The 24,000-nt window shown below is 64.8% G+C and carries 22 protein-coding genes, 3 pseudogenes and 1 CRISPR repeat array; of the genes and pseudogenes, 7 read left to right on the top strand and 18 right to left on the bottom strand.

Features of this window, described 5'->3' with window-relative positions:
* Window positions 1-380 precede the first annotated feature (380 nt).
* A complete protein-coding gene (locus tag FHG66_RS10995; RefSeq protein WP_139076794.1) occupies window positions 381-659 on the top strand; it encodes a BLUF domain-containing protein in 279 nt (92 codons plus the stop codon).
* Window positions 660-1,186: 527 nt separating this feature from the next.
* On the opposite strand, the gene FHG66_RS10990 is transcribed toward FHG66_RS10995, so the two are convergent.
* Both FHG66_RS10990 and FHG66_RS10985 read right to left on the bottom strand, forming a co-directional pair.
* Entirely contained in the window at window positions 1,187-2,251 is a 1,065-nt protein-coding gene (locus tag FHG66_RS10990; protein ID WP_176556207.1) for an HWE histidine kinase domain-containing protein, read from the bottom strand.
* Window positions 2,252-2,688: 437 nt separating this feature from the next.
* Window positions 2,689-2,979 carry a hypothetical protein gene (locus FHG66_RS10985; RefSeq protein WP_139076792.1) on the bottom strand — a complete coding sequence of 97 codons (291 nt, stop codon included), beginning with the start codon at window positions 2,977-2,979 and terminating at the stop codon, window positions 2,689-2,691.
* Window positions 2,980-3,055: 76 nt separating this feature from the next.
* On the opposite strand from FHG66_RS10985, the pseudogene FHG66_RS10980 reads away from it, so the two are divergent.
* Window positions 3,056-3,244, top strand: a pseudogene (locus FHG66_RS10980) (helix-turn-helix domain-containing protein); the annotation flags it as partial.
* A gap of 61 nt (window positions 3,245-3,305) precedes the next feature.
* Here FHG66_RS10980 and FHG66_RS10975 read toward each other — a convergent pair.
* Together FHG66_RS10975 and FHG66_RS10970 are read right to left on the bottom strand one after the other, a co-directional pair.
* Window positions 3,306-3,488, bottom strand: coding sequence for a hypothetical protein (locus FHG66_RS10975; RefSeq protein WP_139076791.1), 183 nt, complete (start codon window positions 3,486-3,488; stop codon window positions 3,306-3,308).
* Window positions 3,489-3,798: 310 nt separating this feature from the next.
* A pseudogene (locus FHG66_RS10970) lies at window positions 3,799-4,218 on the bottom strand (phosphotransferase); the annotation flags it as partial.
* Between the two features lie 169 nt (window positions 4,219-4,387).
* Here FHG66_RS10970 and FHG66_RS10965 point away from each other — a divergent pair.
* Both FHG66_RS10965 and FHG66_RS10960 read left to right on the top strand, forming a co-directional pair.
* A complete protein-coding gene (locus tag FHG66_RS10965; RefSeq protein ID WP_139076789.1) occupies window positions 4,388-5,422 on the top strand; it encodes a calcium-binding protein in 1,035 nt (344 codons plus the stop codon).
* Between the two features lie 349 nt (window positions 5,423-5,771).
* On the top strand, window positions 5,772-6,992 hold the full coding sequence (locus tag FHG66_RS10960; protein ID WP_218013825.1) for a GAF domain-containing sensor histidine kinase: 1,221 nt from the start codon (window positions 5,772-5,774) through the stop codon (window positions 6,990-6,992).
* A 476-nt stretch (window positions 6,993-7,468) separates the two neighbouring features.
* Here the strand turns inward: FHG66_RS10960 and FHG66_RS10955 are convergent, their stop codons facing one another.
* Complete coding sequence (locus FHG66_RS10955; protein ID WP_139076788.1) at window positions 7,469-7,762, bottom strand: hypothetical protein; 294 nt, start codon at window positions 7,760-7,762, stop codon at window positions 7,469-7,471.
* Between the two features lie 26 nt (window positions 7,763-7,788).
* On the opposite strand from FHG66_RS10955, the gene FHG66_RS22885 reads away from it, so the two are divergent.
* On the top strand, window positions 7,789-8,178 hold the full coding sequence (locus FHG66_RS22885; RefSeq protein ID WP_139076787.1) for a GGDEF domain-containing protein: 390 nt from the start codon (window positions 7,789-7,791) through the stop codon (window positions 8,176-8,178).
* Between the two features lie 76 nt (window positions 8,179-8,254).
* On the opposite strand, the gene FHG66_RS10945 is transcribed toward FHG66_RS22885, so the two are convergent.
* Complete coding sequence (locus FHG66_RS10945) at window positions 8,255-8,893, bottom strand: recombinase family protein (RefSeq protein WP_425471726.1); 639 nt, start codon at window positions 8,891-8,893, stop codon at window positions 8,255-8,257.
* A 381-nt stretch (window positions 8,894-9,274) separates the two neighbouring features.
* Here FHG66_RS10945 and FHG66_RS10940 point away from each other — a divergent pair, with 381 nt between their 5' ends.
* Together FHG66_RS10940 and FHG66_RS10935 are read left to right on the top strand one after the other, a co-directional pair.
* Window positions 9,275-9,523 (top strand): AbrB/MazE/SpoVT family DNA-binding domain-containing protein, encoded by a 249-nt coding sequence (locus tag FHG66_RS10940; RefSeq protein WP_176556205.1) that lies wholly within the window; start codon window positions 9,275-9,277, stop codon window positions 9,521-9,523.
* The gene (locus tag FHG66_RS10935; protein ID WP_139076786.1) at window positions 9,516-9,902 is read left to right on the top strand and encodes a type II toxin-antitoxin system VapC family toxin; all 387 of its coding nucleotides are present in this window, start codon (window positions 9,516-9,518) and stop codon (window positions 9,900-9,902) included. Before FHG66_RS10940 ends, FHG66_RS10935 begins: the two co-directional genes overlap by 8 nt.
* 84 nt (window positions 9,903-9,986) lie before the next feature.
* On the opposite strand, the gene FHG66_RS10930 is transcribed toward FHG66_RS10935, so the two are convergent.
* From FHG66_RS10930 to FHG66_RS22760, 12 genes and pseudogenes are all read right to left on the bottom strand, one after another.
* Window positions 9,987-10,415, bottom strand: a complete 429-nt coding sequence (locus FHG66_RS10930; RefSeq protein WP_139076785.1) for a hypothetical protein — start codon at window positions 10,413-10,415, stop codon at window positions 9,987-9,989.
* A gap of 129 nt (window positions 10,416-10,544) precedes the next feature.
* Window positions 10,545-12,901: direct repeats of the CRISPR family, unit length 32 nt; unit sequence GTTTCGATCCACGCCCCCGCGAGGGGGGCGAC.
* Window positions 12,902-13,091: 190 nt separating this feature from the next.
* Window positions 13,092-13,382, bottom strand: a complete 291-nt coding sequence (gene cas2 / locus FHG66_RS10925) for a CRISPR-associated endonuclease Cas2 (protein ID WP_139076784.1) — start codon at window positions 13,380-13,382, stop codon at window positions 13,092-13,094.
* Window positions 13,383-13,385: 3 nt separating this feature from the next.
* A complete protein-coding gene (cas1c, locus tag FHG66_RS10920; protein WP_139076783.1) occupies window positions 13,386-14,420 on the bottom strand; it encodes a type I-C CRISPR-associated endonuclease Cas1c in 1,035 nt (344 codons plus the stop codon).
* Window positions 14,417-15,061, bottom strand: a complete 645-nt coding sequence (cas4, locus tag FHG66_RS10915; protein ID WP_139076782.1) for a CRISPR-associated protein Cas4 — start codon at window positions 15,059-15,061, stop codon at window positions 14,417-14,419. Before cas4 ends, cas1c begins: the two co-directional genes overlap by 4 nt.
* Window positions 15,061-16,014 (bottom strand): type I-C CRISPR-associated protein Cas7/Csd2, encoded by a 954-nt coding sequence (gene cas7c, locus FHG66_RS10910; RefSeq protein ID WP_139076781.1) that lies wholly within the window; start codon window positions 16,012-16,014, stop codon window positions 15,061-15,063. The genes cas4 and cas7c overlap by 1 nt, the downstream gene beginning before the upstream one ends.
* Complete coding sequence (gene cas8c, locus FHG66_RS10905) at window positions 16,014-17,750, bottom strand: type I-C CRISPR-associated protein Cas8c/Csd1 (RefSeq protein WP_139076780.1); 1,737 nt, start codon at window positions 17,748-17,750, stop codon at window positions 16,014-16,016. Before cas8c ends, cas7c begins: the two co-directional genes overlap by 1 nt.
* Window positions 17,747-18,445, bottom strand: coding sequence for a type I-C CRISPR-associated protein Cas5c (cas5c, locus tag FHG66_RS10900; protein WP_139076779.1), 699 nt, complete (start codon window positions 18,443-18,445; stop codon window positions 17,747-17,749). The genes cas8c and cas5c overlap by 4 nt, the downstream gene beginning before the upstream one ends.
* A gap of 84 nt (window positions 18,446-18,529) precedes the next feature.
* A complete protein-coding gene (gene cas3, locus FHG66_RS10895) occupies window positions 18,530-20,806 on the bottom strand; it encodes a CRISPR-associated helicase Cas3' (RefSeq protein WP_246082559.1) in 2,277 nt (758 codons plus the stop codon).
* Between the two features lie 184 nt (window positions 20,807-20,990).
* Complete coding sequence (locus FHG66_RS21550; RefSeq protein ID WP_176556204.1) at window positions 20,991-21,206, bottom strand: hypothetical protein; 216 nt, start codon at window positions 21,204-21,206, stop codon at window positions 20,991-20,993.
* A gap of 1,112 nt (window positions 21,207-22,318) precedes the next feature.
* A complete protein-coding gene (locus FHG66_RS10890) occupies window positions 22,319-22,729 on the bottom strand; it encodes a BLUF domain-containing protein (RefSeq protein WP_139076778.1) in 411 nt (136 codons plus the stop codon).
* Window positions 22,730-22,835: 106 nt separating this feature from the next.
* Entirely contained in the window at window positions 22,836-23,525 is a 690-nt protein-coding gene (locus FHG66_RS10885) for a Crp/Fnr family transcriptional regulator (protein ID WP_176556203.1), read from the bottom strand.
* Window positions 23,526-23,807: 282 nt separating this feature from the next.
* Window positions 23,808-23,957 (bottom strand): annotated as a pseudogene (locus FHG66_RS22760) (IS30 family transposase); the annotation flags it as partial.
* Window positions 23,958-24,000 lie beyond the last annotated feature (43 nt).

Raw genomic sequence — 24,000 nt, 5'->3', positions numbered from 1 at the left:
GGTCCCAGCTCTCGGCCAGCTTGGTCCCTTGCGGATAGGGGTTCTCTCCGAGCGGGATGCCAGTACGGCCGGCGGTAAAGCCCTTGCACCAGGCATCCAGAACGGAGTCGTGCGACATAACGAGGTCTCGTGCTGCTTCGCAGCAAGAACCAGGGCGCGTTGCTTCGGTTCCCCCGCGCAACTGGGCCGTCCCGGCGACCGGTCGATGGGCTGGCATGGGGGCGAGCTGGCGCCGGCATGGAGCAAGGTCCACCTCTCTATCTAAAACCAGATGCGCTGCCGCAAGGCCTACAGCAAGCGCATGATGGCCAAAGACCCTGACCGTCCGATCACCGAGATCTACACTTCTATTAGCTTGACGGGCCGCTTCTCGGCCTTGGTTGGGGCCGAGAGGACCCCGCGATGCGATGGCAGCCACCTTGGAACACATTTGGCAGGACGAGCGACATGGCGCGGTCATGCTGCTCGGCTTTGACGCAGTTTCAAGTCGAGGCTTCGCCAACTGGTCTATGGCCCTTGTCGGTGCCGAACCGGACGGCACAGTGTGTCTTGGTAACATCGTGGCGGCCACCCAGTTCGACCCTTCGCGTCTGACGAGCAAGGATCTCTACGGTGTGCTGTCATGGCGCATGCTGAACGGGGCGACTGTGCCGACATGAGCAGAGGCGGGCTGTAGCTCGCCCTTGATCTCGAAGCTTGAGAAGTCCGTCCGGAACGCCAGATCCTGCCGGTCGGGCTCGTGGACCGGAGGAGCTTGGTCCGACAAGAGGCCGAGCCTGCTCATCTTTGGGCGGATCGCGCTTCCTCTACGTCGAGGATTGCCCGGGCAAGGTGGAGTGCTGTGAAGGGCTTTTCTACGACAGCGTGAGCCCGGGTAGGGCGCGGCACCAGGCGCGCCTCGCCCGACACGATGATGGAGGAGATCCCGAGGTCAGCAAGGCTGGTGACCAAACCAAGGCCAGTGCGGCCGTCTGTGAGCGTCAGGTCCACCGTGACCAGATCCGGGCGGCAGGACGAGCACCGGAGCAGGCACTGGTCGGAACTGGTTACCGTTCCCACAACCCTGTGACCCAGGTCTCCAGGGTCCAAGCCAAGTCCATGGCAATGACAGCGTCATCCTCGCAGATCAAGATGTCCATAGCGGCCCTGAGCAACGCCCCCGTGTGAAGCCTCGGCAGATCCATGCTTATGGTTGTGCAGACTGCAAAGCAAGGCCGTCGGAAAAGAGCAAGCGTGCAGGTCCCGAGACGCTGAGGCGGAACCCCTGTGGAGCATACTCGGTCCGGACCTCGGCATCGAAGATGCCACCGAGCACGCTGGCGACGAATTCGCTCCCAAACCCTTGTCGTGTTGGAGGGCGGACCAGGGGTCCTCCTTGCTCCTCCCACAGGAACATGGCTCCCATTCCGTCGTGGGGAGCCGTCAAGGTGACGGACACCCGCCCCTGGAGAGTGGACAACGCGCCATGCTTCACAGCATTGGTAGCCAGCTCATAAAGGCACAGCGCCAACATGCGGCCTTCATTCTGCCTCAGCGGGAGCGGCGGCCCCGAGATGACGAGACGCTTGCTGTCTGCGCCCGTGTAGGGGCGAAGAAGCCTGTGCGCCAGCTGTTCGAAGTACGCCTCGGCCGTAGACGTATCGTCGAGAGCATCGTGGGCGATGGTAAGTGCGTCGAGCCGTCCGGAAAACTCCCGAAACGCCCCCTCCGACCTGGCGGTCCGTTCGGTTGTACGCGCCAGAGCCCGCACCAGCGTGAGAAAGTTCTTCATGCGGTGTCCCATGTCCCCCAGCAGCTGCTCAAGCCGGCGTTGCGCGAGCACGCGCTCCGAGACATCCACGGCCGAGGCCACAATCTCCACCACCTCGCCTGTGGCGACCAGGCGAGGAGAGATCTGCAGGTCGATGATGGTCCTCCGTCCGCCCGCGGCTTGCACCTTGACGTCGAAGCGCGAGGCCCGACCTTGGGCCGCATCCACCACGGTAGCCCGGATGCGACGCGGGAGGGCAGGGTCGTAGGCCCACCAGACCATGTCCCACACGGGTCGACCCACCACCTCGTCGCGCTGAACGCCTGTCAGGGCCAGGGCATGCTGGCTGATCTGTGTGAGGACCCCCTCCGGCGTCATCAGGGCGGCAAAGGCCACCGAGCGGTCGAGAACCTCAAGCAGCCGCTCGTCAGCAGCAGAAATGGGGAAAAGGTTGCCTGACGGCTCACCGGGCTCCAGTCCCGTCTGACCTTCCTTCGCCATGCAAGCCTCTCGTTCCATGGGGGTTGGGTGACAACCTTTAGCTCAGCGGTGAAGGCAGCCCCCAGTCACCTCGGCCTATCGATCACGACCGGCCGTGAGCGTGCCGCCCCTCATGGGGCCGCGGCAGCCTTGTTCAGCCAGATCCAACGACCGGACGGCCGGAGCCCTTCCGTGCGCCACAGCCTGAGAAAAAGGCATGGGCACGGCTTATGTTCCACACCGGCCCGCCCCGCCGCTTGGCCAAGCTTGGTCCGCTCTTGCTGCTCTCAAGCGCAATCATCTCAGGACCCGTTCGACATCAGCCGTGCCGATCGGCCCTCTGCTTCCCATAAGGTCGCAGCAGGCCGGCTGTTGGCTCCAGTAATATGTGCTGAACACCCACGCATCCTGGTTTGGCTCAAGCCGGACCGGGCCTCTGACGGGAACGGCCGTCCCGCTCAGGCCGCTTCATCGTAGACCGTGTCAAGGTAGACACCCTCGTCGACCATATCGACGAGCCAGCGCCCGAAGCTGAAGCCTGGCACACGATTGTCCGCAAAGACCGCCAGCACCTGCCCTGAGGTGAGGCTGCCGTCGTCCATGGCGCGCACCACATCGACCAGGCGCTCTATCCGAGCATCGTCCCGGTCAAGCAACTCGCAGCTGCGAGACGCGAGCTGAGCCGTCAAGCGGGCCCTGAGATCCTCAAGATGGGCCTGACTGAACGAATTGTGCAGAAGCATTGTCACGAAACATCACCACCAGGAAACAACGGTGCTGCCGCACCTACTCATTCACCACGCTGGCCATGCACGGTGGAGTCTTCTGACGCAACGTTATTCTGGTTGTCTCGTCAGGTTCTTTGCCGGCAGCGCCCATAGGACGGCGGTGATCCCTCGAGCGCACCAACGGAATGAAGAAAGCGTAAGGGCTCTGGCCCGGCGCTACGGGATCAACCCAACTACGGTACAAAGATGGCGGCGGTGGACTTCGGTCGCGGATCGCCAAATGGGTCTGGCCCGCTGGCAATGTCGCGGTTGAGCCTTCAACGCGGTACCTGATTGACACGGACACCTCAGCGGTCCACCGGGCCTAAGACGTCCACCATGTAGGACAACGCAGCGCTCAGCAGTAGGCCCAGATTGCCGCTCAGGACATAGTAGCCGATCGTGCCCCAGCTTAAGCCCGTGACCAGCACGTCGAGGGCAGTCCCGACAGAGGCAGCGAGCAGGCCGACCAACAGGTGGCCGAGAACCATGACACAATCCCTCCCTCGCATCGTTCAGGCCCAAACTGCTCTAGGCGCCGATGTCGTGGGGTGCAGCTTGCAGTTCTGGAGCCTGCACGTCGACCGCCTCTACAGGCAGCCCCCCTTAGGTCTTCCCTACCTGTGGCGGGTCTGCCGTGATCCGGTTCCTAATCGCCAGCGCCACTGCATCGCGGACACTGTCACCCGCCTCCAGAACTGGCGCCGGATCGCGAGCTGGTTCGGGACTGATGTGCCAAGATTTTCCCGGCTGCCTACGTCTTGTCTGCGATTGTCCTGCTCTGGCAATAGGCGCGTCAGGTCAGTTTGATCTCAGACGATGCGCCTGCCATTGACGGACGTTCTCAATCATTATCTCGATATGGGCTGAGCTGTCGGCTTCTTCGGCCAGTTCCCACAAGTGGTGAGCGCCCGTCAGGATGTCGACGCGCTGGCGATCGATGGGGTGACCGGACTCGACCTCGTAGGCAGCGATGATCCGGGCCGTCAGGTCGGTCGAGTTGAAGCTGGAGTAGACGAACTCCTGGTGAAGCGGGGCCAAGCCGGAATCGGCGAAGTCGTAGATGCCGTTCAGGCGCTGCGCCTGGTGATCAAAGGCCATGTTCCAGCCGTGGCCGTCGAAGAAGCCGAAGATGGCGCCATACGGATCGGGTGGCAGGCTGGCAAAGGCGTCCAACACGGCTTCCGCCTCGGACCTGAGCGCATTGGGGAGCACAGGTTGGCTTTCCCTTCTCGCACGAGCACGGTCTGGCTACCATTTGCGCAAACCAGCAAATCGCGAACCCAGACCCTGCTGTAATGGCGCGTGACTGCGGCGCCCGGCCTGCTAGTCTGCCCCAGCGTCCCCGACGCGCCATCGACGCAGCATCCTTAGCAAGAAAGCGGAGAACATGGCTTGGGACATCCCATTGTCGAACTCTTCTGTCTTCCCGGGTCAATACGGCCACCTTCTGGACGCGACGGACAGCTTGTTCGTGAGCGCAAGCGTGACGATCGCCGCCAGCATGGGGTTCGCCGTTGGCGCACAGTCGTGGGGAGGCCAGCGGGCCATCGTGCATGGCACTTTGGTCGGATCGGGTGGGATGATTGCCAGCGATGTCGTGCGCAGCACCGTTGAGGTGGAAGACACAGGTCGCATCACGGGTCTAGAAGGGTTAGCCCTTGACCTCATCGGCGACGCCTTTGGCGTCGAAAACGACGGAGTCATCGAGTGCCTCAATCCGTCTTCCGCCGTTGTCCGGCTTCAGATGGACGATCTTGTTGATGAGGACCCCTCAACGAGTAACTTCATGAATTCCGGGCTCATCAAGGGTGGGCTTGGCATCTACCTGACCGGCTTTGCTACGACCTTCCGGCTCAACAACTCGGGCACGATCCGCACAACCGAGGTCGCCGTTCTCGACCTCACGGCTGGCGTCACGACGGTGGCCAACTCGGGCCTGATCGTCGGCGACGTTCTGCTGGGCGGGGGCGCGGACCGCTACGACGGGCGGGGCGGGCGCCTCGAGGGCGCGCTCAGGGGCGAGGCGGGCAACGACCGCCTCATTGGCGGATCAGGCTCGGATCGAATGCTGGGCGGCACTGGCCAAGACACGCTCACCGGCGGCGCGGGCGGAGACAGCTTTGTCTTTCGCGAGGCGCCCGGCTCCACTCACCGCGACCGCATCACCGACTGGGGCGCGTCTGACCGCATCCGCCTCGACAACGCCGATTTCAAGGCGCTTGACAGCGGCCCGCTAGCCGGGCGCGCCTTCTACGCCAACGCCTCGGGCCGGGCGCACGACGCTTCCGATCGCATCCTTTACGAGACTGACACAGGCGTGCTGCGCTACGACCCTGACGGCACGGGACAGGCGGGCGCGCGGACCTTTGCAGTGTTGGATGCGCAACCGGCCTTGGAGGCTAGCGACATCTTTGTCATGTGAGCACCCTTGGCGCTCCGGCCGACGCACCCCAACGCAGCCCTGTACTGGGACAACGGCCGAACGTCTGAGTGAAGACCGCTACGCAGTCACGGTCCGCTTCATTGCCGTGCGGGAGTCTTGGCTGAGGCCTTAATGAAGGCGCAGCCGCCCTGGGCACCCCTGCGCCGCCTCCGACAGCCCAGCATCTCGGTGCGCACGACCGGAGCCGTCTGATGCGGCTCGGGTCTTGGGCGACGCTCCTGCCCCAGGATAGTCGCGAGATGCTCGGTCCCGCGAAGTCGAGAGCAGGCCCGCAAGACGCAGCATTTGCGCGATCCGGTCGCATTGTGCATAGCTGCGCGAAGGGAACATGACGCCCCGGCACTCCTTCGCACCAGACCACATGCTCGACCCCGACGACTCGCACCACCAAGACGTTCGACAGATCGGTGCGATCCGCGAGGTGCCGCTCATCCTGGACCTTTGCCGTCGGATGACCGGCATGGGCTTCACTGCCATCGCCCGCGTAACGGACGGGAGGTGGATCACCTGCGCCTCGCTCGACCATCTGGACTTCGGCCTCACCCCTGGCGACGAACTGGAGGTGGAGTCGACCATCTGCCACGAGGTGCGCGCCTGCCGCGAGACCATCGCCATCCCCGACGTGGACGCAAGCGAGGTCTACCGGAACCACCACACGCCGCGCCGCTACGGCTTCAAGAGCTACCTGTCGGTGCCGATCATCCGCTCGGGGGGCGAGTTCTGGGGTACGCTCTGCGCCATTGACCCCGTGGCACGTCCCCTGCCACACGAGACTCTGGCGACCTTTGGCCTGTTCGCCCAGCTCCTCGCCTTGGAGCTTGATCGCCAGGACGAGCTGGAGGCAGGGCGCATCGCGCTCGCCACGGAGCGCGATGTGGGCCGGCTACGGGAGGAGTTCATCGCCGTTGTGGGCCACGACCTGCGCAACCCCATTGCCGCCGTCTCGGCCGGACTGGCGCTGCTGTCGCGGGGCTCTCCATCGGACCAAACGGCGTTTCTCATCCCTGAGATGCAGCGGGCGCTCGCCCGCGCGGGCCAGATTGTCACCAACCTCATGGACTTCGCCCGCGGGCGCCTCGGGGTAGGCATCGAGGTGCTGGCGCCTGGTCCTGTGGACCTGGGGACGGTGTTCCGCGCGGTTGTGCGGGAAATCGAGCAGGTCGCGGCGCAGCCAATCACGCTTGCGCTCGACCTGCCGCAGCCTATCCGGGCTGATCCCCAGCGACTAGGGCAGCTCCTGTCCAACCTTCTGAGCAACGCCGTCACGCATGGCGCCGCGGGAGCCCCCATCCGTGTGGAGGCCAGCGACGGTGACGGCGTGCTGCGCCTTTCCGTGACCAACCAAGGCCCGCCTATTCCCGAGGAGGTACGGCCCTCGCTGTTTCTGCCTTTCGTGCGCGGCGACGACCGGGCGAACCTCCAGGGCCTCGGGCTCGGCCTCTACATCGCCTGTGAGATCGCGCGGGCGCACGGGGGCACGCTGGACGTCGAGTCCTCGGAAGCCGAAGGCACGACATTCACGCTGACCCTGCCTGCGCGTCACGACTGACGTTGGCTTGGATGGGTGAACGGCGGCCAGCCCGTCCGTGCTCACACGGATTACGGGAGACGTAGCAGAGACCAATCTCTCCTCCCAAACGACAGTGCCAGGGGTCGCGAGTGCCCGGGCCTTCTGTGTTCAGGTGTGAAACTCAGTCTGGTGGGGGCTTCGCGGCCGCCGCGCCCCCGGACGGTGTCACATGTACCTTGATGGATGTCCAAGGCGGCCACTCGGGAGCACGTAACACCGCCGCAGACGCCCCCTCGGTATCTGGCGTGGAGACCTGCGCATCACAAACGGATCGGCGCAGGCTGGCAGATCGTGTCAGACCAACGCACACCCTGGACCTGGGTTGCTTGATGAAGCACTAGGCTGCTCTGATCAGCGTGGCACTGGCATCAGGATGCTGTCCTTTGTCACTGAAGGAAACAGCCTCACCATACAAAAAACGAACGCCTACCAGACGGCCATCAGCACGACAGATTTCACCGGTCCCACGACTCGTGGTTCTCGATCTGGCGCGCCAGTCTGAGTGCGTAGTGCCAAGCATCTTGGGCGGTCCGGGGCGAGAAGCGGCGGAACTGGGTCAAGCCAAAGGTGGTGATCGCCTCTCCTGGCGCCGTGCGACCCGGTGCCAAGCAGTGAGTGCGGTTCATGGTAAGCATGCGCCCATCCGGCAGCACCCACACCACCGTGAGAGCGCCTGTGTCGGTGTCAGTGCCCACAAAGACGGCGCAGTAGCCAGACAGCTGGTCGAACAGATCGGTCCCGCCGGGCATGCATACGTCTCCCACAAGGGCCAGCTATGGGCCCAACCAAGACCAGAGTAGTCGCCCGCGCCTCCGACGTTCTAGCCCGCCTTGGGGGCGATGAGTTCGCCCTGTTCATCCCCAACCTGTCCTCCGAAAAGGACAGCTGTGAGATGACCGCGCGCCTTCGCAAGGCCGTGGCCACTATCAACTCTCCCCATCCCGACGTTCACATCTCTGCCAGCATCGGCTTTGCCGTGTTCCCGGATGAGGTGCGCTCCAGTTCCGAGCTTCTCCGCCTGGCAGACGAGCGGATGTACCAAGACAAAAGAAGCGCGGAGACCCCGTCTGGCCAAAGTAGGTCACAACGAGGCGGTCACCAGCGCCAACGATGTGCCGCTGCTGTTCCAAGTCAGTACCCCATGCTTCCTGCCGGCTCTGTTTGATCCGCGGAAACACCCATGCCCTCATCTCGACCTAGGTTCCACGTTCCAAAGGTGGATCGGACCCGCCGGACTTGCTTCACTGCTGGCCTTTCTCCCCAGCTTCCATCAGCCTGGCTCCAGCCTCCTTCAGCGAGCCGTCGCCGTTCAGGTAGGTGTAGAGCGTCACGGTGCCGATGCCGAAGCGCTTGGCGATGGCCTGCGCGGTCTCATCGGTGTTGGCGAGGAGCGCCTGTGCGGCCTTCAGGGTGGCCCGGTCCATCTTGCGCGGCCGGCCGCCCTTGCGCCCCCGGGCCCGGGCGGCAGCCAGACCCGCCCGCGTGCGCTCGGCGATGAGTTCGCGCTCGAACTCGGCAAAGGCGGCGAAGACGCCAAAGAACAGCCGCCCGTTGGCAGTGGTGGTGTCGATCTGCGCGCCAGCCCCGGTGAGGACCCGGAAGCCCACGCCCCGGGTCCGGAGGTCGTCCACGGTGGTGACCAGGTGCTTGAGGTCGCGCCCGAGCCGGTCCAGCTTCCAGACCACGAGCGTGTTGCCGGGCTGGAGCGCCTTGAGGCAAGCGGCCAGGCCGGGGCGGGCGTCATGACGCCCTGAGGCCAGATCCTCGTAGAGACGCCCTACCTCCACGCCCACGGCCAGGAGGGCGTCGCGCTGGAGGTCCACCGTCTGGCTGCCGTCCGCCTTGGACACCCGCATGTAGCCGATGAGCACGTTTGACATCCTGATCCCTCCAACCCAGCCGCTCTGCTCCATCCGAGCCGTGCAGAAAGGTGACTCTGTACCGCTTTATCGAGCACTGCAACCGAAACGGGTTATCGAACACAAAGGCGATGTCAAATGTACCCTCGCCAGCTTCGTTCGATATACGGTCGTTTTCTGAGTAGGAGTGAATGGCCAGCCCGGCTTATCTAGTACCAATGTAGCGACTTCGACTGATGGGAGCAGATCCTCTTTGACCTACTTGGTCCTGACTTGCTCAACATCTGACCTGCTGACCTTCAGTGCCGTTCGCTCATCCTATCCAAGCTTCAGGCTTGTTGCTGTCGACTTAGCTACAAGGGTATGACTTTGACATTCAGGTACGACGCAGGGGGGTGGGCTATGCAGCCACAACGGGTCAGGATCATCGAGGGTGGCAAGCTGATCATCCCGGCGAGTATGCGACGGGAGCTCGGGATAGCGACCGGGGATACCGTGCTGGTCAATGTCGCGGACGGCGAGCTGCGGGTCCGGTCGCTGTCCAAAGCCATCGCACACGCCCAAGCCATCCTGCGGCGGCATGTGCCCGAGGGCGTGTCGCTGGCCGACGAGCTGATTGCGGACCGCCGGCGCGAGGCTGAGCGTGAGTAAGGCCGTAGTCCTGGACTCCTCGGCGCTGCTCTGCCTCTTGAACGGAGAAGCGGGAGCAGATCGCGTTGCCGAAGCCCTGCCTTCGGCGGTGATCGGGGCGGTAAACCTGGCTGAGGTCGTGACCAAGCTGCGCGAGCGGGGCCTCAGCGCAGAAGAGGTGGAGGAGGCTTTGGGCGGGTTGAACCTCGACGTCCGGCCACTGAGGGCCCTACAAGCCTACGCCACAGGGCACCTGCGGCCAGCCACGCGATCACTCGGGCTCTCCTTGGGCGACCGGGCTTGCCTCGCCCTTGCAGCGGAGCTTAGCGCTCCTGCTCTCACGGCCGATCAAGCCTGGAGCAAGGTGGAGGCTGGCGTAGCGATTCAATTAATCCGGTAGAGCCGGGCTAGAGGCTGCATCGGCTCGGGTGATGCTCTGGCTGGGCGGCCCCACCCGAAGCCCCGCCTGATCCGAACAGCCGAACTAGCGCGTGATCCGCGCTACGAGGTGAGTTCTGACCTGCGCGATGCCTGGCAGACCGTCCCGCAGCATGACCTCCAGCAGCGAGGCGCCGTCGAAGGCCGGCTCGGGCTGCCGCAGACGCGCGCCATAGAGCGCGGGCTCGGGCGAGATCAGGCGCAGCGAGCGATGCGCACCCAGGATGCCATCCAGCCGCTCCAAGCGTTCGGCCTCGTGGCTCACGGGCTCGCCCAAAAGCCGCAGGGCTTCTGCCGCCGTAAGGCCCCAGGCAGCGGCGACACCCAAGAAGGCCTGACGCGCCGCTCGGTGTTGAGGGGCAGGGGCTGTTACCTGCGGCATGGCAACGGGCCGCCTCCGAGCCTTGCGGGCCGGCGGATCGGCGCGCGGCTCGTCGTCGAGCAGAGGAAGCCAGGGCTGGAGAGCGTCGAGCATGAGTGCAGACTCGGCGAGCCTAGGCTTGCGATCAAGCCCGTATCGGGGCGTTGCTAGCCACCTGTTGCAGCAACGAATCACCCGAGGGAGGCAACATGATGCCCTCTCTCGACATCGCTCCCATGATGAGTTTCGATCCACGCCCTCGCGAGGGGGGCAACTGGTCCGCAAGACCTCCGTCAAGACCAAGATGCTGTTTCGATCCACGCCCCCGCAAGGGGCGACCGAGGCTCCCACATTGCTCAGTCGTAACCAGTCTTATTTCGATCCACGCCCCCGCGAGGGGGCGACCTTATCCGGCCGGGCTCCGCAAATAAAAGATTCGGTTTCGATCCACGCCCCCGCGAGGGAGACGACCCTTTCGCTCAGGGGGACAACCATGGGCAAGGTTGTTTCGATCCACGCCCCCGCGAGGGGGGCGACCTCGCAATCAAAACCCGCCTCGACCAGGGCGCCACGGTTTCGATCCACGCCCCCGCGAGGGGGGCGACGTGGTCCGATCCAGCGACCGCACGAAACTCCTGGTTTCGATCCACGCCCCCGCGAGGGGGGCGACTCGCCATTGCCTGCGCTTTCCTGTCGGAGTTAGGGTTTCGATCCACGCCCCCGCGAGGGGGGCGACGGGCCGGCAGGTGCCGGCAGGAGTCGCACACACTAGTTTCGATCCACGCCCCCGCGAGGGGGGCGACGAGCATTGGTCGCTCGTGTCGCCCTGGGCTCGCGAGTTTCGATCCACGCCCCCGCGAGGGGGGCGACGCTGTCGTCGGGCATGTCGAGCGCGTCGAGCGTCGTTTCGATCCACGCCCCCGCGAGGGGGGCGACCCCCCCCCCCACCCATCGCCCTGTTGCACCACAGTTTCGATCCACGCCCCCGCGAGGGGGGCGACGCTGCGATGCCGTCCGAGCTTCCTGGCGATGTGCGTGTTTCGATCCACGCCCCCGCGAGGGGGGCGACCCCAGCTCGGCGGCGGTGGTGGTGGCGATCGGCGCGTTTCGATCCACGCCCCCGCGAGGGGGGCGACGCGGCCTGGGACGCCCTCCTCGCCTTCGCCCTGCGGTTTCGATCCACGCCCCCGCGAGGGGGGCGACCGTGGCTCTGGCTCCCCGCGTCTAGCTCCACGCGGTTTCGATCCACGCCCCCGCGAGGGGGGCGACCTGGGCGCGGAGCCGGAGCCGCCGCCCCCGATGGGTTTCGATCCACGCCCCCGCGAGGGGGGCGACCCTTCCTTGAGTTCGAGTCCGTGCTGCTGTTTGGGTTTCGATCCACGCCCCCGCGAGGGGGGCGACAGGCCGCAGCCCTCCCGGCCGACATGATCAGCTTGGTTTCGATCCACGCCCCCGCGAGGGGGGCGACGCCTTGAGGTCGCAGATGACTTGGCCGTCCACGATGTTTCGATCCACGCCCCCGCGAGGGGGGCGACTCGGCGACACAGCCCGGCTCATGTCCTACAATGTGTTTCGATCCACGCCCCCGCGAGGGGGGCGACTCCCCCCATGGGGCAGGGGCCGGTCGATGTCGTTTCGATCCACGCCCCCGCGAGGGGGGCGACCCAAGAGCACGATGGGGCAATGGGCGTTCGATGAGTTTCGATCCACGCCCCCGCGAGGGGGGCGACGGGCTCGCTGTCGCCCGGTCGCGGCCCCCTGCCTAGTTTCGATCCACGCCCCCGCGAGGGGGGCGACCGGGATCGTAGAAATCCCAATCGCCGCCCCATGTGTTTCGATCCACGCCCCCGCGAGGGGGGCGACGGCGAGCAGCATCGGTTGCCGCTCCATGTATTCGGGTTTCGATCCACGCCCCCGCGAGGGGGGCGACGCCGGAGACCTCGTGGGAACTGGTGCATCAGCGCCTGTTTCGATCCACGCCCCCGCGAGGGGGGCGACTGCGGCCTGTTGACCACGATGTCGTCGTCGGTCAGGTTTCGATCCACGCCCCCGCGAGGGGGGCGACGACGCCATCGACCTCGACCAACCAGCCTGAACATGTTTCGATCCACGCCCCCGCGAGGGGGGCGACCCGCCTCGGGAGTGCAGCGTGAGGTTTGGCACGTGTTTCGATCCACGCCCCCGCGAGGGGGGCGACACGCGCGAGGCCGACGCCGAGCTGCTCACGCTCAAGTTTCGATCCACGCCCCCGCGAGGGGGGCGACCGCCTCCCTTTCGTCCCGGATTGCGTCCCGCAGGAGTTTCGATCCACGCCCCCGCGAGGGGGGCGACTGCGCGTTGCCGTGGACTGGCCGACCTATGAGCGCGTTTCGATCCACGCCCCCGCGAGGGGGGCGACGAGCGCGGCCAGGATCAGGACGCCGCGCATTAGCTGTTTCGATCCACGCCCCCGCGAGGGGGGCGACATGGCCAACAACCTGGTCGACGCCTGCCTGCAAGGTTTCGATCCACGCCCCCGCGAGGGGGGCGACTCCGCCATGCATGGCAGAAAGGCTTAGGGGAGGGTGGGTTTCGATCCACGCCCCCGCGAGGGGGGCGACTGCCCCCTCTTTAACTCTGGGAACGTGAAAGCAGAATGCCATTCGACGTGCGAACCTCGACCTGACCGCGACCGGGTAGCAGGCGTTCTGCCTAGGTCATTGTATAAGATGACGCAACTTCAGGTACTTAGCCCTTTGCGAACCCTGCGCCAAGATGCAGCACGCTTAGGGTTCGCAGGCGCCTCGGCCGTCACACGATCAGCGGCCCGCCCAAGTCTTGGGCCGGCTTGGCGCCAACGTGCTCCACCCGCCGCTGCCAGTTGGAGCCAAGATGGTAGAAGCGCAAGGAGTCCCGCGCAGGGTCGATGATGGACTCGAGCCGAGCACGAAGCTTGGTCCACTGCGCAGGGTCAACCTCTACCTCAAAGACCGAGGCCTGCACGCGTTGACCCCAGTCCTGGCACGCCCTCGCCACCCGGCGCAGCCGCTTCGGACCTTCCGCGTCGGTGACGCTCACATCGTAGGTCACAAGCACCAGCATTCCTCAACTCCAAAACCAGGGTGGGTAGGCGTCGAGGTCGCTGCGTAGATGGCGCGCCAAGAGCTGGGCTTGGAGCCAGGGCACAAGGCCGAAGGGGGCCTTCTCTCCCAAGAAAGGGTGGGTGCGTTCCTCGCGCTTGCGCTCCTGCCAAGCCGTGAGCACCAGCTTGCGCGCGTCGTCCGAAAGCACCACGGCTCCACCGTCGAGCAACCGAAAATCCCGCTCTCTGATTTGCCGACGATTGATGAGCGAAAGGGCAAGCCGGTCAGCAAATGGCGCGCGCAGCTCTTCCATGAGATCGAGCGCAAGGCTTGGCCGGCCGGGGCGGTCGCGGTGCAGAAAGCCTACGGCAGGGTCGAGCCCGACCCCCTCGCAGGCCGAGCGACAGTCATGGGCAAGGAGCGTGTAGAGGAAGGACAGCACCGCATTGACTGGATCGAGCGGCGGGCGGCGCGAGCGACCGCGGAACGCAAGCCCCGGATCGGGCGACCGGATTAGATGGCCGAAGACGGCGAAGTAAAGGTTGGCAGCCTCCCCTTCGGAGCCGCGCAGCGCGTCCACCGTCTCGTCGGCACGCTCAACCCGGCGGAGAACGTGCGCCATGCGCTCGGCTGCGGCTTCGACGGCCTCACGGGCAGCGCGATCTTGGCTTTCGCCGTGGTCGCGCAAGCTGCGCATCAGGACAGCGCGCTGGTTGGCAATCTTGCCCAGCACAATCGAGCGCACGATGTCCTCGGCGGCATCAGACGCTCGGTACTGGGCGCGGCGCAGGAGCACGTTGCCGGTGACCGGTCCCTCGACGCGGGCTTGGAACCGGCCCGCGCGGTCAAGGAGGACCATCGTGATCCCTGCGCCGGCGCAAGCTCCCATTAGAGCAGGGGAGACGAGGATGGGGCCATAAAGCACGACCGAGGCCAGCATGTGGAGAGGCACGCGTGCGCGTTCGTCGCCCTCGACTTCGGCCACAAGGTTCTCGCCGTCTTTGCGGAGCGCGGCCCCTTCGGTGGTGACGTAAAGGGTGTTGAGGAGGCGCTTCACGGCCTCTCCGCGAGCGCCCGCCCGATCATGCGCTCGCGCCAGGCTCGGACCGGTCGTGCCACAGCATCTGGGCGGCAAAGGTCAAGGAGCGAGCAGGCGCGGCAACGGCTTCGGTGCGGGGTGGGCGGGGGCGTAATGCCCGATGCCAACACCTCGGTCATTGCGCGAGCTGCGTCCTCAGTTTCGGCCCTAAGGGAAGCGTCGAAGGGCACGACCGTTCGCCGCTTGGTTTCGGCATAAAAGATGGCACCCTCGGGGACCGGGCGCCCGGTCATCTCCTCAAGGCATAGGCCTTGAGCACAGAGTTGCACCTCGTCGGCGCGATGGAGCTTGGGTCGGCCACGTTTGTATTCGACGGGATAAGGGATCTCGCCATCCGAGCCCGGGTGGAACTCGACAAGGTCGGCCTTGCCCGCGAGGTTGAGCCGTTTACAGGCCAAGGGCAGCGCGTGGACCCGCCGGACGCCGCGAGCACGACGCGCGCCACCCTTGTCCGAAACTTCGTGCAGCACCGCCCCCTCAGCGGTAAAACGGTTCTCAGCCCAGGCCCGCTCGAGGTGGATAAGCGCAGCCTGGCGTAGGCAGTAGACAGCATGCTGGAGTGCCGAGAGGGGGATTGGATCCTCCTCTACGGCCTCCATCAGATCACCTGCCGGACCGAGACACCCTCGGGCAATCCTTCCATGTCCACCGCCACTGCGTAGTCCGAGAAGGCCCGCGCGGGGGGAAGATTGTCGGTCCGCTCGCCCAGCGGCATGAACTCGCCCCGCACCTGGCGGCCTACCCGGACCCGATCGAACAACGAATGGGCAGGAGCGCGGCCAAGGCTGTTGTCGTGCTCGAAGGCGATCAGCGCGCGTGTTCCCATCTCGCCGCGCGCGGCCGAGCGGTCGTGTTCAAACATTTCGGCAAGGGCGGCGAGCAGGAGCTCATAGTCGGCCTCAGCGAAGCCGGTCTTGTTCGCGAGCCCGGCCGAGACGAAGCCGTGGGAGCGGTAGAGCCCGTAGGGAACAACGTGCTTGCGACCCATCGTGCGCTTGTCGCCGCGCTTTTCCGAGGCGTCCTCGCCCTCAGCCCGGTCCGACTTCTCCTTCTCGTTGGTGGCGGCCATGCGGGTGATGGAGACCTCGAGTGGCAGCACTGGCTCGATCGAGCGGCCGAAAGCGAACTGGACGGGGCCGCGCACCTGACCCGCGTTGATGCCGGTGGACAGCACACCGCCAAAGGCGCGGATGTCCCAGAAGTTCGCGCACATCCAGTCGCGAATGCGCCGGGCCTCCTCATCGGACTTCGGCGTGAGTTTCGCGGCCTTGGCGACAGAGGCGTCGCCCTCGCGTACGGCTGCGTAGGCTTGGCGGTGCTTGTCATTGAGGACCGCGCCTTCTGAGACGTAGATGTGATGGCCCGCTTCTTGGCGTGTGAGCTCGACGTAGTTCCTGACCTTCCGCTTGAGGCAGACGTCGGTCACGAGACCGTGGCCCGTCTCGGGATCCATACGGGGCATGTTACCCGCATCGGGGTCCCCGTTGGGGTTGCCGTTCGTCACGTCGAAGAGGAGAACGAGGTCGATCCGGCGGGCGAGAGGCTCGGACATTAAGGGGTACCTTCCTGGACGTCTTCGATGACAGTTTCCTCCTCGGCCTTGGCCGGCCGCCTTGCCTTCTCGTGATAATAGCCGATAGCAAAGCGGCCCTGGTCCTCAAGACGCAGCGCCCGTGGCAGGTCCGGAGGCAAGCGGTCCATGATTTCGGCCACGCGCGGCTCGATCCAGCCGCCTCGGCCCCGCTTGCGGGCGTCGGCCACGTGAACCTTGAGGCCGCGTAGGAGCGGCGCGAAGACCCGGGCAGGCGTAGAGGAGGCGGCCGCATAATAGCGGTCGCCAATAGGAGCATTGACCCGCCCCAAGGCGGCATACTGGGCCCCCTCCAGCACCGCAAAGAGACGGCCGAGCTGGTAGGCGGGACTGGGGTTGTCCTCATCGAGGGACACGGGCACCTCCTTCTCGAAGTTGCGGACCAGCACGGCCCGGATTATCGCCGCGCGAAGCGCGTTCATCTCTTGGTCAGCGCGTGTTCGCATCAGAACGGCCGTGAGCAGCGTCGCGGGGTAGCGGGTGCCCGCCAGGATCGCCCGCAGCCACTCGCCCGCAAGCTTCGGCGGCACGTTCTCGGATTTTCCTTGAACCGCGAGCTCGCGAAGGAACTGCCACAGCGGCGGGTGAGGAGTCCGGGCAGGCGGCTCGATGGCCATGTCGGCCTGGAAGCGCTGATAATGTGCGGTAAGCGCGCCGAAGCTCGACTCCCAGGCAAAGCGCACCGACAGCCGTGCGGCGTTGGGGGCGAGGCCTAGAACGTGAAAGCGCACGCCTTCCGCTAGCTTTGGCTCGACCTCAGCCAGCGGCTCGCCGCGGCGGATCCGGGTGAGCTTGTCGGCGACGAGCTTGGCTTGGGCCGCGTCCTCGGCGGCGCCTGCTTTGATGGGCTCAGCCAGAAAGCCCGCAAAGATCGACTCTGCTTCCTGACCCGCCGCCCGATCCTCTGCATCGGCCCAGAAAGCCACCGAGGCGTCGCCAATCTGGACGCGGTTCTGGCTGCCCGTCCTGAGATAATGGTTCAGTGCCGCGGCGTAGGCGAAGGCTGAGGCCTCGGAGATAGGCGCATTGTCGCCCTGCTCGTGGCCGTAGGACGTAAAGGAATCGAGGTTGAAGGAAACAAGGCTCGCCCCCGAGGACTGCGCTCCCCAGACACCCCTGATTGCGGGATGAAGGCGTGCAACGGGGCCCACCTCGCCGCTTGCCAAGCAGGCCTGAGCGTCTTTGACCCCCTCTCCTTGGGCGATCCGCCAAGCCTCACGCGCGGCAGGACGGTCGTGCAGGAACTCCTGTCCTAGTGCGAAGGCGACGTTGAGGTCGAGGAGTTCGTCGCTCCAGCCAAGCAGGGCGCTGGGATCGGGCGTCCAGCCGTCGAGAAAGATCAGAAAGGCGCGGAGCCCCTCGTCCTCCGTGCCGGTCAGCCACTCGGCATGGCGGGCCTTGAAGGCCGCATGCTCTTCAGCTGTGCGCTTGCCCGCCCCAGCAGTCAGGCCCAATGCGTAGGCGGTCTTGTCCCAAAGGAAGTTCGGGGCAATGGCAACCGTGCGCTTGACGGGCCGTGGCACCAACATCGGCCTGGGCTGGCGCTTCTTGCCCTCGGTCCGCCAGTCGGTTACCGCGACGACCGAGCCATCAGGGCGCAGGGTCACCACCGCGCCAACCTTCTCGGGCGAGAAGCCAAAGGGTGGCGCATCGGGCAGACGGTCGTAGGCGCGCACCAGGGAAGCCAGCACGCTCATCGCAGCACCTCGGCCGAGCCAGGCTGCGGGACTTCCATGATGCCGTCTTTGAGCCGGCTGCGGAAGAAGAGCGAGGGCTTTCCCGGCGCCGCGTGATCGATGTCCCAAAGCATAAGGCCGAGGTCGCGCGGCTCACCAAAGCCCAGTTCGGCCGTGCGCGCGGCCTCGGGTGGTTGAGGCACAGGCGCGCCCGCGGGTAGAAGGGTGAACTCGGCTGCGAACTCGCGGGTGCCAAGACAGGGCTGGTGGAAGCACTGGCCGCGCTCGGCGCGACGCATGAACATCTCGTGGTGCTTAGCGGGCTTGTCCTGCTCACCAGCCTGCGCAGTCATCTCAAAGTGAGCCTCGATCAGGTAGTCGGGAGCCACGAGCACGGTCGAGGCGCGCTGCTGACGGTCTTCGTCTACAACGAGGCGGAGGCCGTTGAGGTCGGCGCGAGTCATGGCTCTCTTGACGTTCGCCACAGAAGCTTTGTGGCCGACCTCATTACGGCGAACGTTCTGGAAGCGGATGGGCGAAAGGACGTGGACGCGGTCGATCACCCACCGAATGGCAGGCTTCCAGTGGATCGCCTCGAGAATGCCACGGGCGGCCGAGGGAGTGATAACATCGTAGGTGACACGCTCAACCTTTAGCTCTGGTCTTGTGAAGAGGGCATAGGGGCCAGAGACGCGGAGGCGAATGCCGAAGGACAACCAGAACCTCCATCCTCAGTTCAAGCGCTAAGGCCTGAACACAAGGGGAACATGGACGGCTGTTCACGGACCCGTCAAGTGGTTTCAGAGAATGCCGCCACTCGGCAGCAGGCCGGCCTCTTCCCACAGGAGCCCGACATCTTGGCGGTAGAGCCCGCTTCCTTCCCGCAGAACGGCGAACTGGTCGCCCCTGAGGTCTGGGCGCTCGAAGGCCACATGCCCGCCTCGGATCAGCGCGTCCCGGTCCTTCGGCGAAACCTGCACGAGGTAGGTCTGGAGAACGCGGTGGAGCCGTCCCGACGTGATAGACTCAACGCCCAGTTGCCGGACCGCCACCCGCGCCACCTCGTCGTAGGGCACCACCACAGGTAGCATCTCACTCTCAACCATGCGGAAGTTCTCGGCTATGGAGCGAAAGGCGAAGTCGGTTCCGGTGTTAGACACCGACAGATGCGGGATGACTCTCTTGCCGTCGAGTCCTTCGCCTAGGCGCCAGTAAACCTCGGCAAAATAGTCCTCGATGGCTGCCAGCGATTGAAGGTCGTCGTGCCGATCCATCATCCGCGCCATGTCGGCGACAAGACCCGCTACCTCGGCGGGAGGCTTGCGGCCAGGAGTCGAGAACACAGTAACGATGCTCTTGTCGGCTGGACGCCGGCCCTCGCGGTTGCAGCGCCCTGCAGCTTGGATGATGGAGTCGAGTCCCGCCTCGGCACGCCAAACGCGAGGGAAGTCGAGGTCTACCCCTGCTTCCACGAGGCTCGTCGCTACCACGCAGCAGGGCTCGCCCCCGGCGAGACGGCGGCGCACCTCAGACAGCACCGCACGACGGTGAGCGGCGCACTGGCGGGTGGTGAGATGGACGAGGCCGTCGAGGCCCTTGGCCTTGGCCTTGGCCAGGCGGTAGAGGTCCAGCGCGTGGTGACGCGAATTGACAATCACCAAGGCCTGCCGCTCGACCGCGAGCGCCGCAACAAGGACCTCATCGTCCATCGGGCCAGCTCGCTCGATCCGCGTCCGGCGCAGGCGTGAGGCGAGGGCGACCGGATCTGGAGCGAGCTCGCGCTCTACCGTCAGGGGAAGCGCAAGACAACCTTTTTGGAAGGCTGGCTGGGTCGCCGTGCAGAGGAGCACGGTGCAGCCCCAATGGTTGGCTAGCGCATCGATCGCACGCACACATGGTTCCAACAGGGGGCGTGGGATCGTCTGGGCCTCGTCCAGCACGATTATGCTCCCCGCGAGGTTATGGAGTTTTCGCGCGCGGGAGGGGCGGGCGGCGAAGAGGCTCTCGAAGAGCTGGACGTTGGTGGTCACCACCACAGGCGCAGCCCAATCCTCCATGGCGAGCTTGAGCTTGTCGCGGCCCTCGCGGGCATGACCCTCAGCCTCCTCGATGGCGGAGTGGTGCTCCAGAACGACACTGTCCCCTAGAACCTCGCGGAAGATCGACGCGGTCTGGTCGATGATCGAGGTGTAAGGGATGGCGTAGACAATCCTCCTCAAGTCCTGCGCGCGGGCATGGTCGAGCGCGAAACCAAGCGAGGCGAGCGTCTTGCCACCGCCAGTAGGCACGGTGAGGGTGAAAAGTCCGGGAGGCAGCGCGGCCTTGGCGCGGGCGTGCGCGAGGATATCTCCCCGCAGGCCATTCAGCGTACCCTCCTGCGCCTTTGTGGCCATATGAGTGTCGAAGCGGGCGATGAGATCGGGCAAGATCGCCTGGAGGTTTGGCCAGTCGCGGTCGGGCGCGGGCTCTTGACCGATGCAGACATAGTGATCCTCGGTGTCGCGCCGGTCGGCATCAACGAGGCACGAGAAGATCATGCGAACTATGAGCGACAGGTCGAAGCGGCCGATGGGGTCGAGGGCACCATACTTGTCGATCTGCCAGCGCACCTTGCAACTGACCTCGTCGGCGACGCCGGCAAGGTCGAATGCAATCTCGTCCCTCCAAGTTGGATCGAGGCAAGACGCATCAAAAGCGGCAAGCCGCGCGGCCACCGTCCCGCTCTCTCCTGCCCCCATACCGTCTGGCAGCCCGGCGTGGTGCCCCAGGATGATATACGCGAGAAGGTCAGCCACAAGACGGTCCCGGCCTTGTGCTAGCTCCTTCAGGATCGCGCCGCCCGCGGTCGAGTGGTCGACGCGCTCCTTGCCGCCTGCGATCCGCTTCTGGAAGGCAGGATTGTACTTCCCCAGATCATGGAGGAGCGCTGCAAGGCGCGCCGCTCGTTCGATCCCAAGGCGACGCCCAGCGTCGGCAGCAAGGACAGCTACGCCATGAAGATGATGGGGAAGGGGCTGCCAGTCAGACCGGTCGGCTGCAGAACCGGAATGAGCCCAATACGTCATGACCTTCGACACTGAAGCGTCCTCAAAGGAGGAACAAGGGCCCGTCGCATACCGACTTCATCATTGTTGTCTGCGCACCATTGCCAACCTCACGTGAAGCGAGCAGCGGGCAAGCAAAATGCGCATAACCTAAAGTATGACAAGTATGCCGACCTAAGTAAGCGATTGCCGGGCGGCGAGGGGCTCCAATGAACGATCATGACACTGACGGGCGCTCCTCGGCACGAATGGCTGCCGGACGGAGTCTCTGAGCCAAGGCCTCGAGCACCTGTTGGAACCTGCGGTCATCCACAGGGTCGTGGAGCAAGGGATAGGCGTGCCGTAGGCAGGGGCGGATGCACTCGTCGATGGAGCTGGTCGTTTCACTCGATCCATAGGGCACGTAGGTGTGGCGCATATCGTCTCGGGGCATGGCAGCCACCTCAGCATCAGTTGTGGCCGATCAAACCTCTCCGGACAAAGCGGATGAGCAAATCGATCCGACCACAAGGTTAACATTTGTTACTTAACTGCAGGAGTGGCTCTTTGGTTCTTGCTGTCCTAACATTTTAGGGTTCCTGATCTCCGCCGAGACCTCCGCTCGCTCTTGCTGCCGGTCCGCTAGGATCCCGTGATCCCTGTCAGGTTCACAGCACTCGCCGAGCGGGGCCTATCAGTCGGTCCTGGATCTCTTCTTCAGCCTGCCGAAAGAAGTCAAAGAGCTCTTCGGTTGCTGCAATCCAAGTTATGGGAGCGCCGCATTCTACCATGGCCAGGAGCAGCAGATCGGCCGCTTCGGCGTAGCCATGAGCGCATTCGCGGAGGCGCCAGACTGAGTCGTCATTCGTCGGCGGAGCACAGAGCAGGTCCGTCAGGTCCGTTTGCACAAGCCGTTGGCCCGCCTGAAGTGCCGAGACCGCGTCCGTCCATCGCTCTTGGGAACGAGGCGCCCCTTGTCGCACATCGCCTCCGATGGTCCGGCTGTCTTGCGGGTGGAAGGTGAGTAGGGTCGGATGGGACGGTGCTATCGGTCGCAGGCCACTTGGGCTCGCATTTGATGCTTCGGCTAGCTGACTTGGCTCGTCCTGGGTGCGGGGTAGTGCGCTGGCCAGAGAAGGGCTGGGGTGGGTCGCAGGTGCATTCGGCGAGGCTGTTGCGCCCCAGCTTTCATCGTTCATTCCGCAGATCCCTTCATTGGCCCATGGTGTCCGGCATCTGGGCTGTGCTTCAGGTGAGCTTTGGCGTGTTCTGGCCTTGCTGCTGATAGAAGGTGTCCACGCAAGCGGACACCCAGTTCTGCGCTTTGGCCGTTCAGGCGAACCCAGCGACGGCTAATGTGCCTCAGGGGCATAACGTATCAAATGTTACACTTAAGGACTAAGGCAATGCATTCGCGGAGGTTTCGTGCGAACAGTTGTCGCAGGCCTAGGCATGGCCTCCCCGGAACAGTCGCAAGTTGTGGAATGCTGGTCGTGAGTAGCCAGCCAGTTCCCTACTCGACCATAAGGTCCAACCGATCCAGTGGTCCCATCCTAACGAGGCGAACTAGTCCGCCTCGCTGGAGAGGACCCGGCAGAGGTCTTCGATGGCAAGCTGTGGCATGAGCTTGGGCTGGAAGGCTCCGTCGATGAGGAAGGGCTCCAGCGTCCTTGCTTCGAGGGTGGGCGTTTCGATCCGGTGCAGGCTCCACCGAGCAAACAAGCGGTGCGGGACCAGGTTGACGGCGATGAGCTCGATCTCGGTGTGCCGGCTGTCGTGCGCAATGCGCATCATGCATTGGCTGATGAGAGAACGGTTGCCTTCGAGCAGCTGCACATAATGCTTGTCACTGACGATCAGGGCTCCGGTGATGTCGTCCCGGAGGTTGTAGGCACGCGACACGTCAAAGATGGCATCCAGGGCGGCCGCGCTCTGGTCTGTGCGGGTCGAGGCGTAGATCAGTCGGGTGGGCGCCATGGCTCGCCTCGCCACTTGTTCTTCTAGAGGACATGTGAAGCAGGCAGGATCGGTCAAGCGATACGACTACGACAAAGGTACTAATACGACGAGGTTGGCCCGAGGCTTACGTGCGCCACCCGGGCCGGGGGACATGCAGGTAGTCAGGATCGAACTGCCCCATTTGGGCCAGGCCCGTGCGGTCGTGAATGGTCAGCCGTCCATTCGTATAGGTGATCAGCTCCTGCTTTCTTAGCTCCTGAAGCGACCGGTTGACGTGGATCCTGGAAAGGCCGGTCGCCTCGGCAAGATGGACCTGGGTCAGGGGCAGGTCGCACACGTCATTCCGGGCCAGACCCAAGGCCTCCAGACGCGTCATCATCTCGCAAAAGAGGTGAGCCAGCCGACTAGTCGCCTTGCGGGAGCCGACATTCACGACCCACTCCTCGAATACGGAGCCCGCCACCAGAGTGGAGGTCCAGAGCGCTTCGGCGATCGCAGGAAAGGTTCGACACAGACTGCGAAGATCGGAGTGCTCCACGGAGGCCAGACGACAGGGTGTGATTGCGGCAAGGTCGTGGTTGGCCACTTTAAGATGGAGCCCTAGTAGGTCCGGCATGTCCCCGGGGAGGGCGAAGGCCGTGATCTGCCGGGTACCCGCCGCAGTCTCCTTCGAGAGGCTGACAAACCCCTCCAGCACAATGAAGCAGCTGGACAGCTGGTCACCCGCACGACAGATCAGCTCCCCTGCCGGCACATCGACTTGCCTGATCGGAAGAGCACCCAGCGAAGAGCGCTCCTCCGTGGATAGGTCCACCAGGCTTTCCAGTTTGGCGGCCAGCGCCTGGGATGTGAATGCCTTGGTAAACAACATGGGGTCAGGGTGCGCAGCTCCGGGCCACACTACCATGTAGCACTAGGGCAGGCGCAACGCAGTCAGGGAAACGTGACAAACGCAGCGTCCGCCCCAGCAATCTGCTGACGAGTTTATCCAAGGCCGTACAGGACTGCTCATCCTGTGTGACAGGCTGTGCTCGCAGGCAGGCGTGGGTGAGCGCCACGTGACGTGCGACGTTCGAACTGGTGCTATCATCGGGGGTCAGGCGCGCCGGTCCAAGACCTTTTCGCGGAACACCTCGGCCGGCGTTCGCCAGCCCAGGCCCTTGCGAGGTGTGTCGTTCAGACGATCGCAGATCGCCTTCAGATGGGGGCCGGAGATCGATGTCGGGTCGATGTCGCGAGGCAGCCAAGGAGAACAGGCAGGCAGGGCTCGCCTTCATGGCCCGATCGGC

This window comes from Rubellimicrobium rubrum (assembly GCF_006152115.1).
In the GTDB taxonomy this organism is placed as follows: domain Bacteria; phylum Pseudomonadota; class Alphaproteobacteria; order Rhodobacterales; family Rhodobacteraceae; genus Rubellimicrobium; species Rubellimicrobium rubrum.
The sequence above is the reverse complement of the archived record's forward strand: the minus strand, read 5'-3'. Positions and strand labels throughout refer to the sequence as shown.

Bases quoted from the DNA above. Each gene is read 5' to 3' on its own strand.
- FHG66_RS10990 (WP_176556207.1), bottom strand. From the start codon at position 2,251: ATGGCGAAGGAAGGTCAGACGGGACTGGAGCCCGGTGAGCCGTCAGGC.
- FHG66_RS10975 (WP_139076791.1), bottom strand. From the start codon at position 3,488: ATGGTTCTCGGCCACCTGTTGGTCGGCCTGCTCGCTGCCTCTGTCGGG.
- FHG66_RS10965 (WP_139076789.1), top strand. From the start codon at position 4,388: ATGGCTTGGGACATCCCATTGTCGAACTCTTCTGTCTTCCCGGGTCAA.
- FHG66_RS10960 (WP_218013825.1), top strand. From the start codon at position 5,772: ATGACGCCCCGGCACTCCTTCGCACCAGACCACATGCTCGACCCCGAC.
- FHG66_RS10955 (WP_139076788.1), bottom strand. From the start codon at position 7,762: ATGCCCGGCGGGACCGATCTGTTCGACCAGCTGTCTGGCTACTGCGCC.
- FHG66_RS22885 (WP_139076787.1), top strand. From the start codon at position 7,789: ATGGGCCCAACCAAGACCAGAGTAGTCGCCCGCGCCTCCGACGTTCTA.
- FHG66_RS10945 (WP_425471726.1), bottom strand. From the start codon at position 8,893: ATGTCAAACGTGCTCATCGGCTACATGCGGGTGTCCAAGGCGGACGGC.
- FHG66_RS10940 (WP_176556205.1), top strand. From the start codon at position 9,275: ATGCAGCCACAACGGGTCAGGATCATCGAGGGTGGCAAGCTGATCATC.
- FHG66_RS10930 (WP_139076785.1), bottom strand. From the start codon at position 10,415: ATGCTCGACGCTCTCCAGCCCTGGCTTCCTCTGCTCGACGACGAGCCG.
- cas2 (WP_139076784.1), bottom strand. From the start codon at position 13,382: ATGCTGGTGCTTGTGACCTACGATGTGAGCGTCACCGACGCGGAAGGT.
- cas4 (WP_139076782.1), bottom strand. From the start codon at position 15,061: ATGGAGGCCGTAGAGGAGGATCCAATCCCCCTCTCGGCACTCCAGCAT.
- cas7c (WP_139076781.1), bottom strand. From the start codon at position 16,014: ATGTCCGAGCCTCTCGCCCGCCGGATCGACCTCGTTCTCCTCTTCGAC.
- cas8c (WP_139076780.1), bottom strand. From the start codon at position 17,750: ATGAGCGTGCTGGCTTCCCTGGTGCGCGCCTACGACCGTCTGCCCGAT.
- FHG66_RS21550 (WP_176556204.1), bottom strand. From the start codon at position 21,206: ATGCCCCGAGACGATATGCGCCACACCTACGTGCCCTATGGATCGAGT.
- FHG66_RS10890 (WP_139076778.1), bottom strand. From the start codon at position 22,729: ATGGCGCCCACCCGACTGATCTACGCCTCGACCCGCACAGACCAGAGC.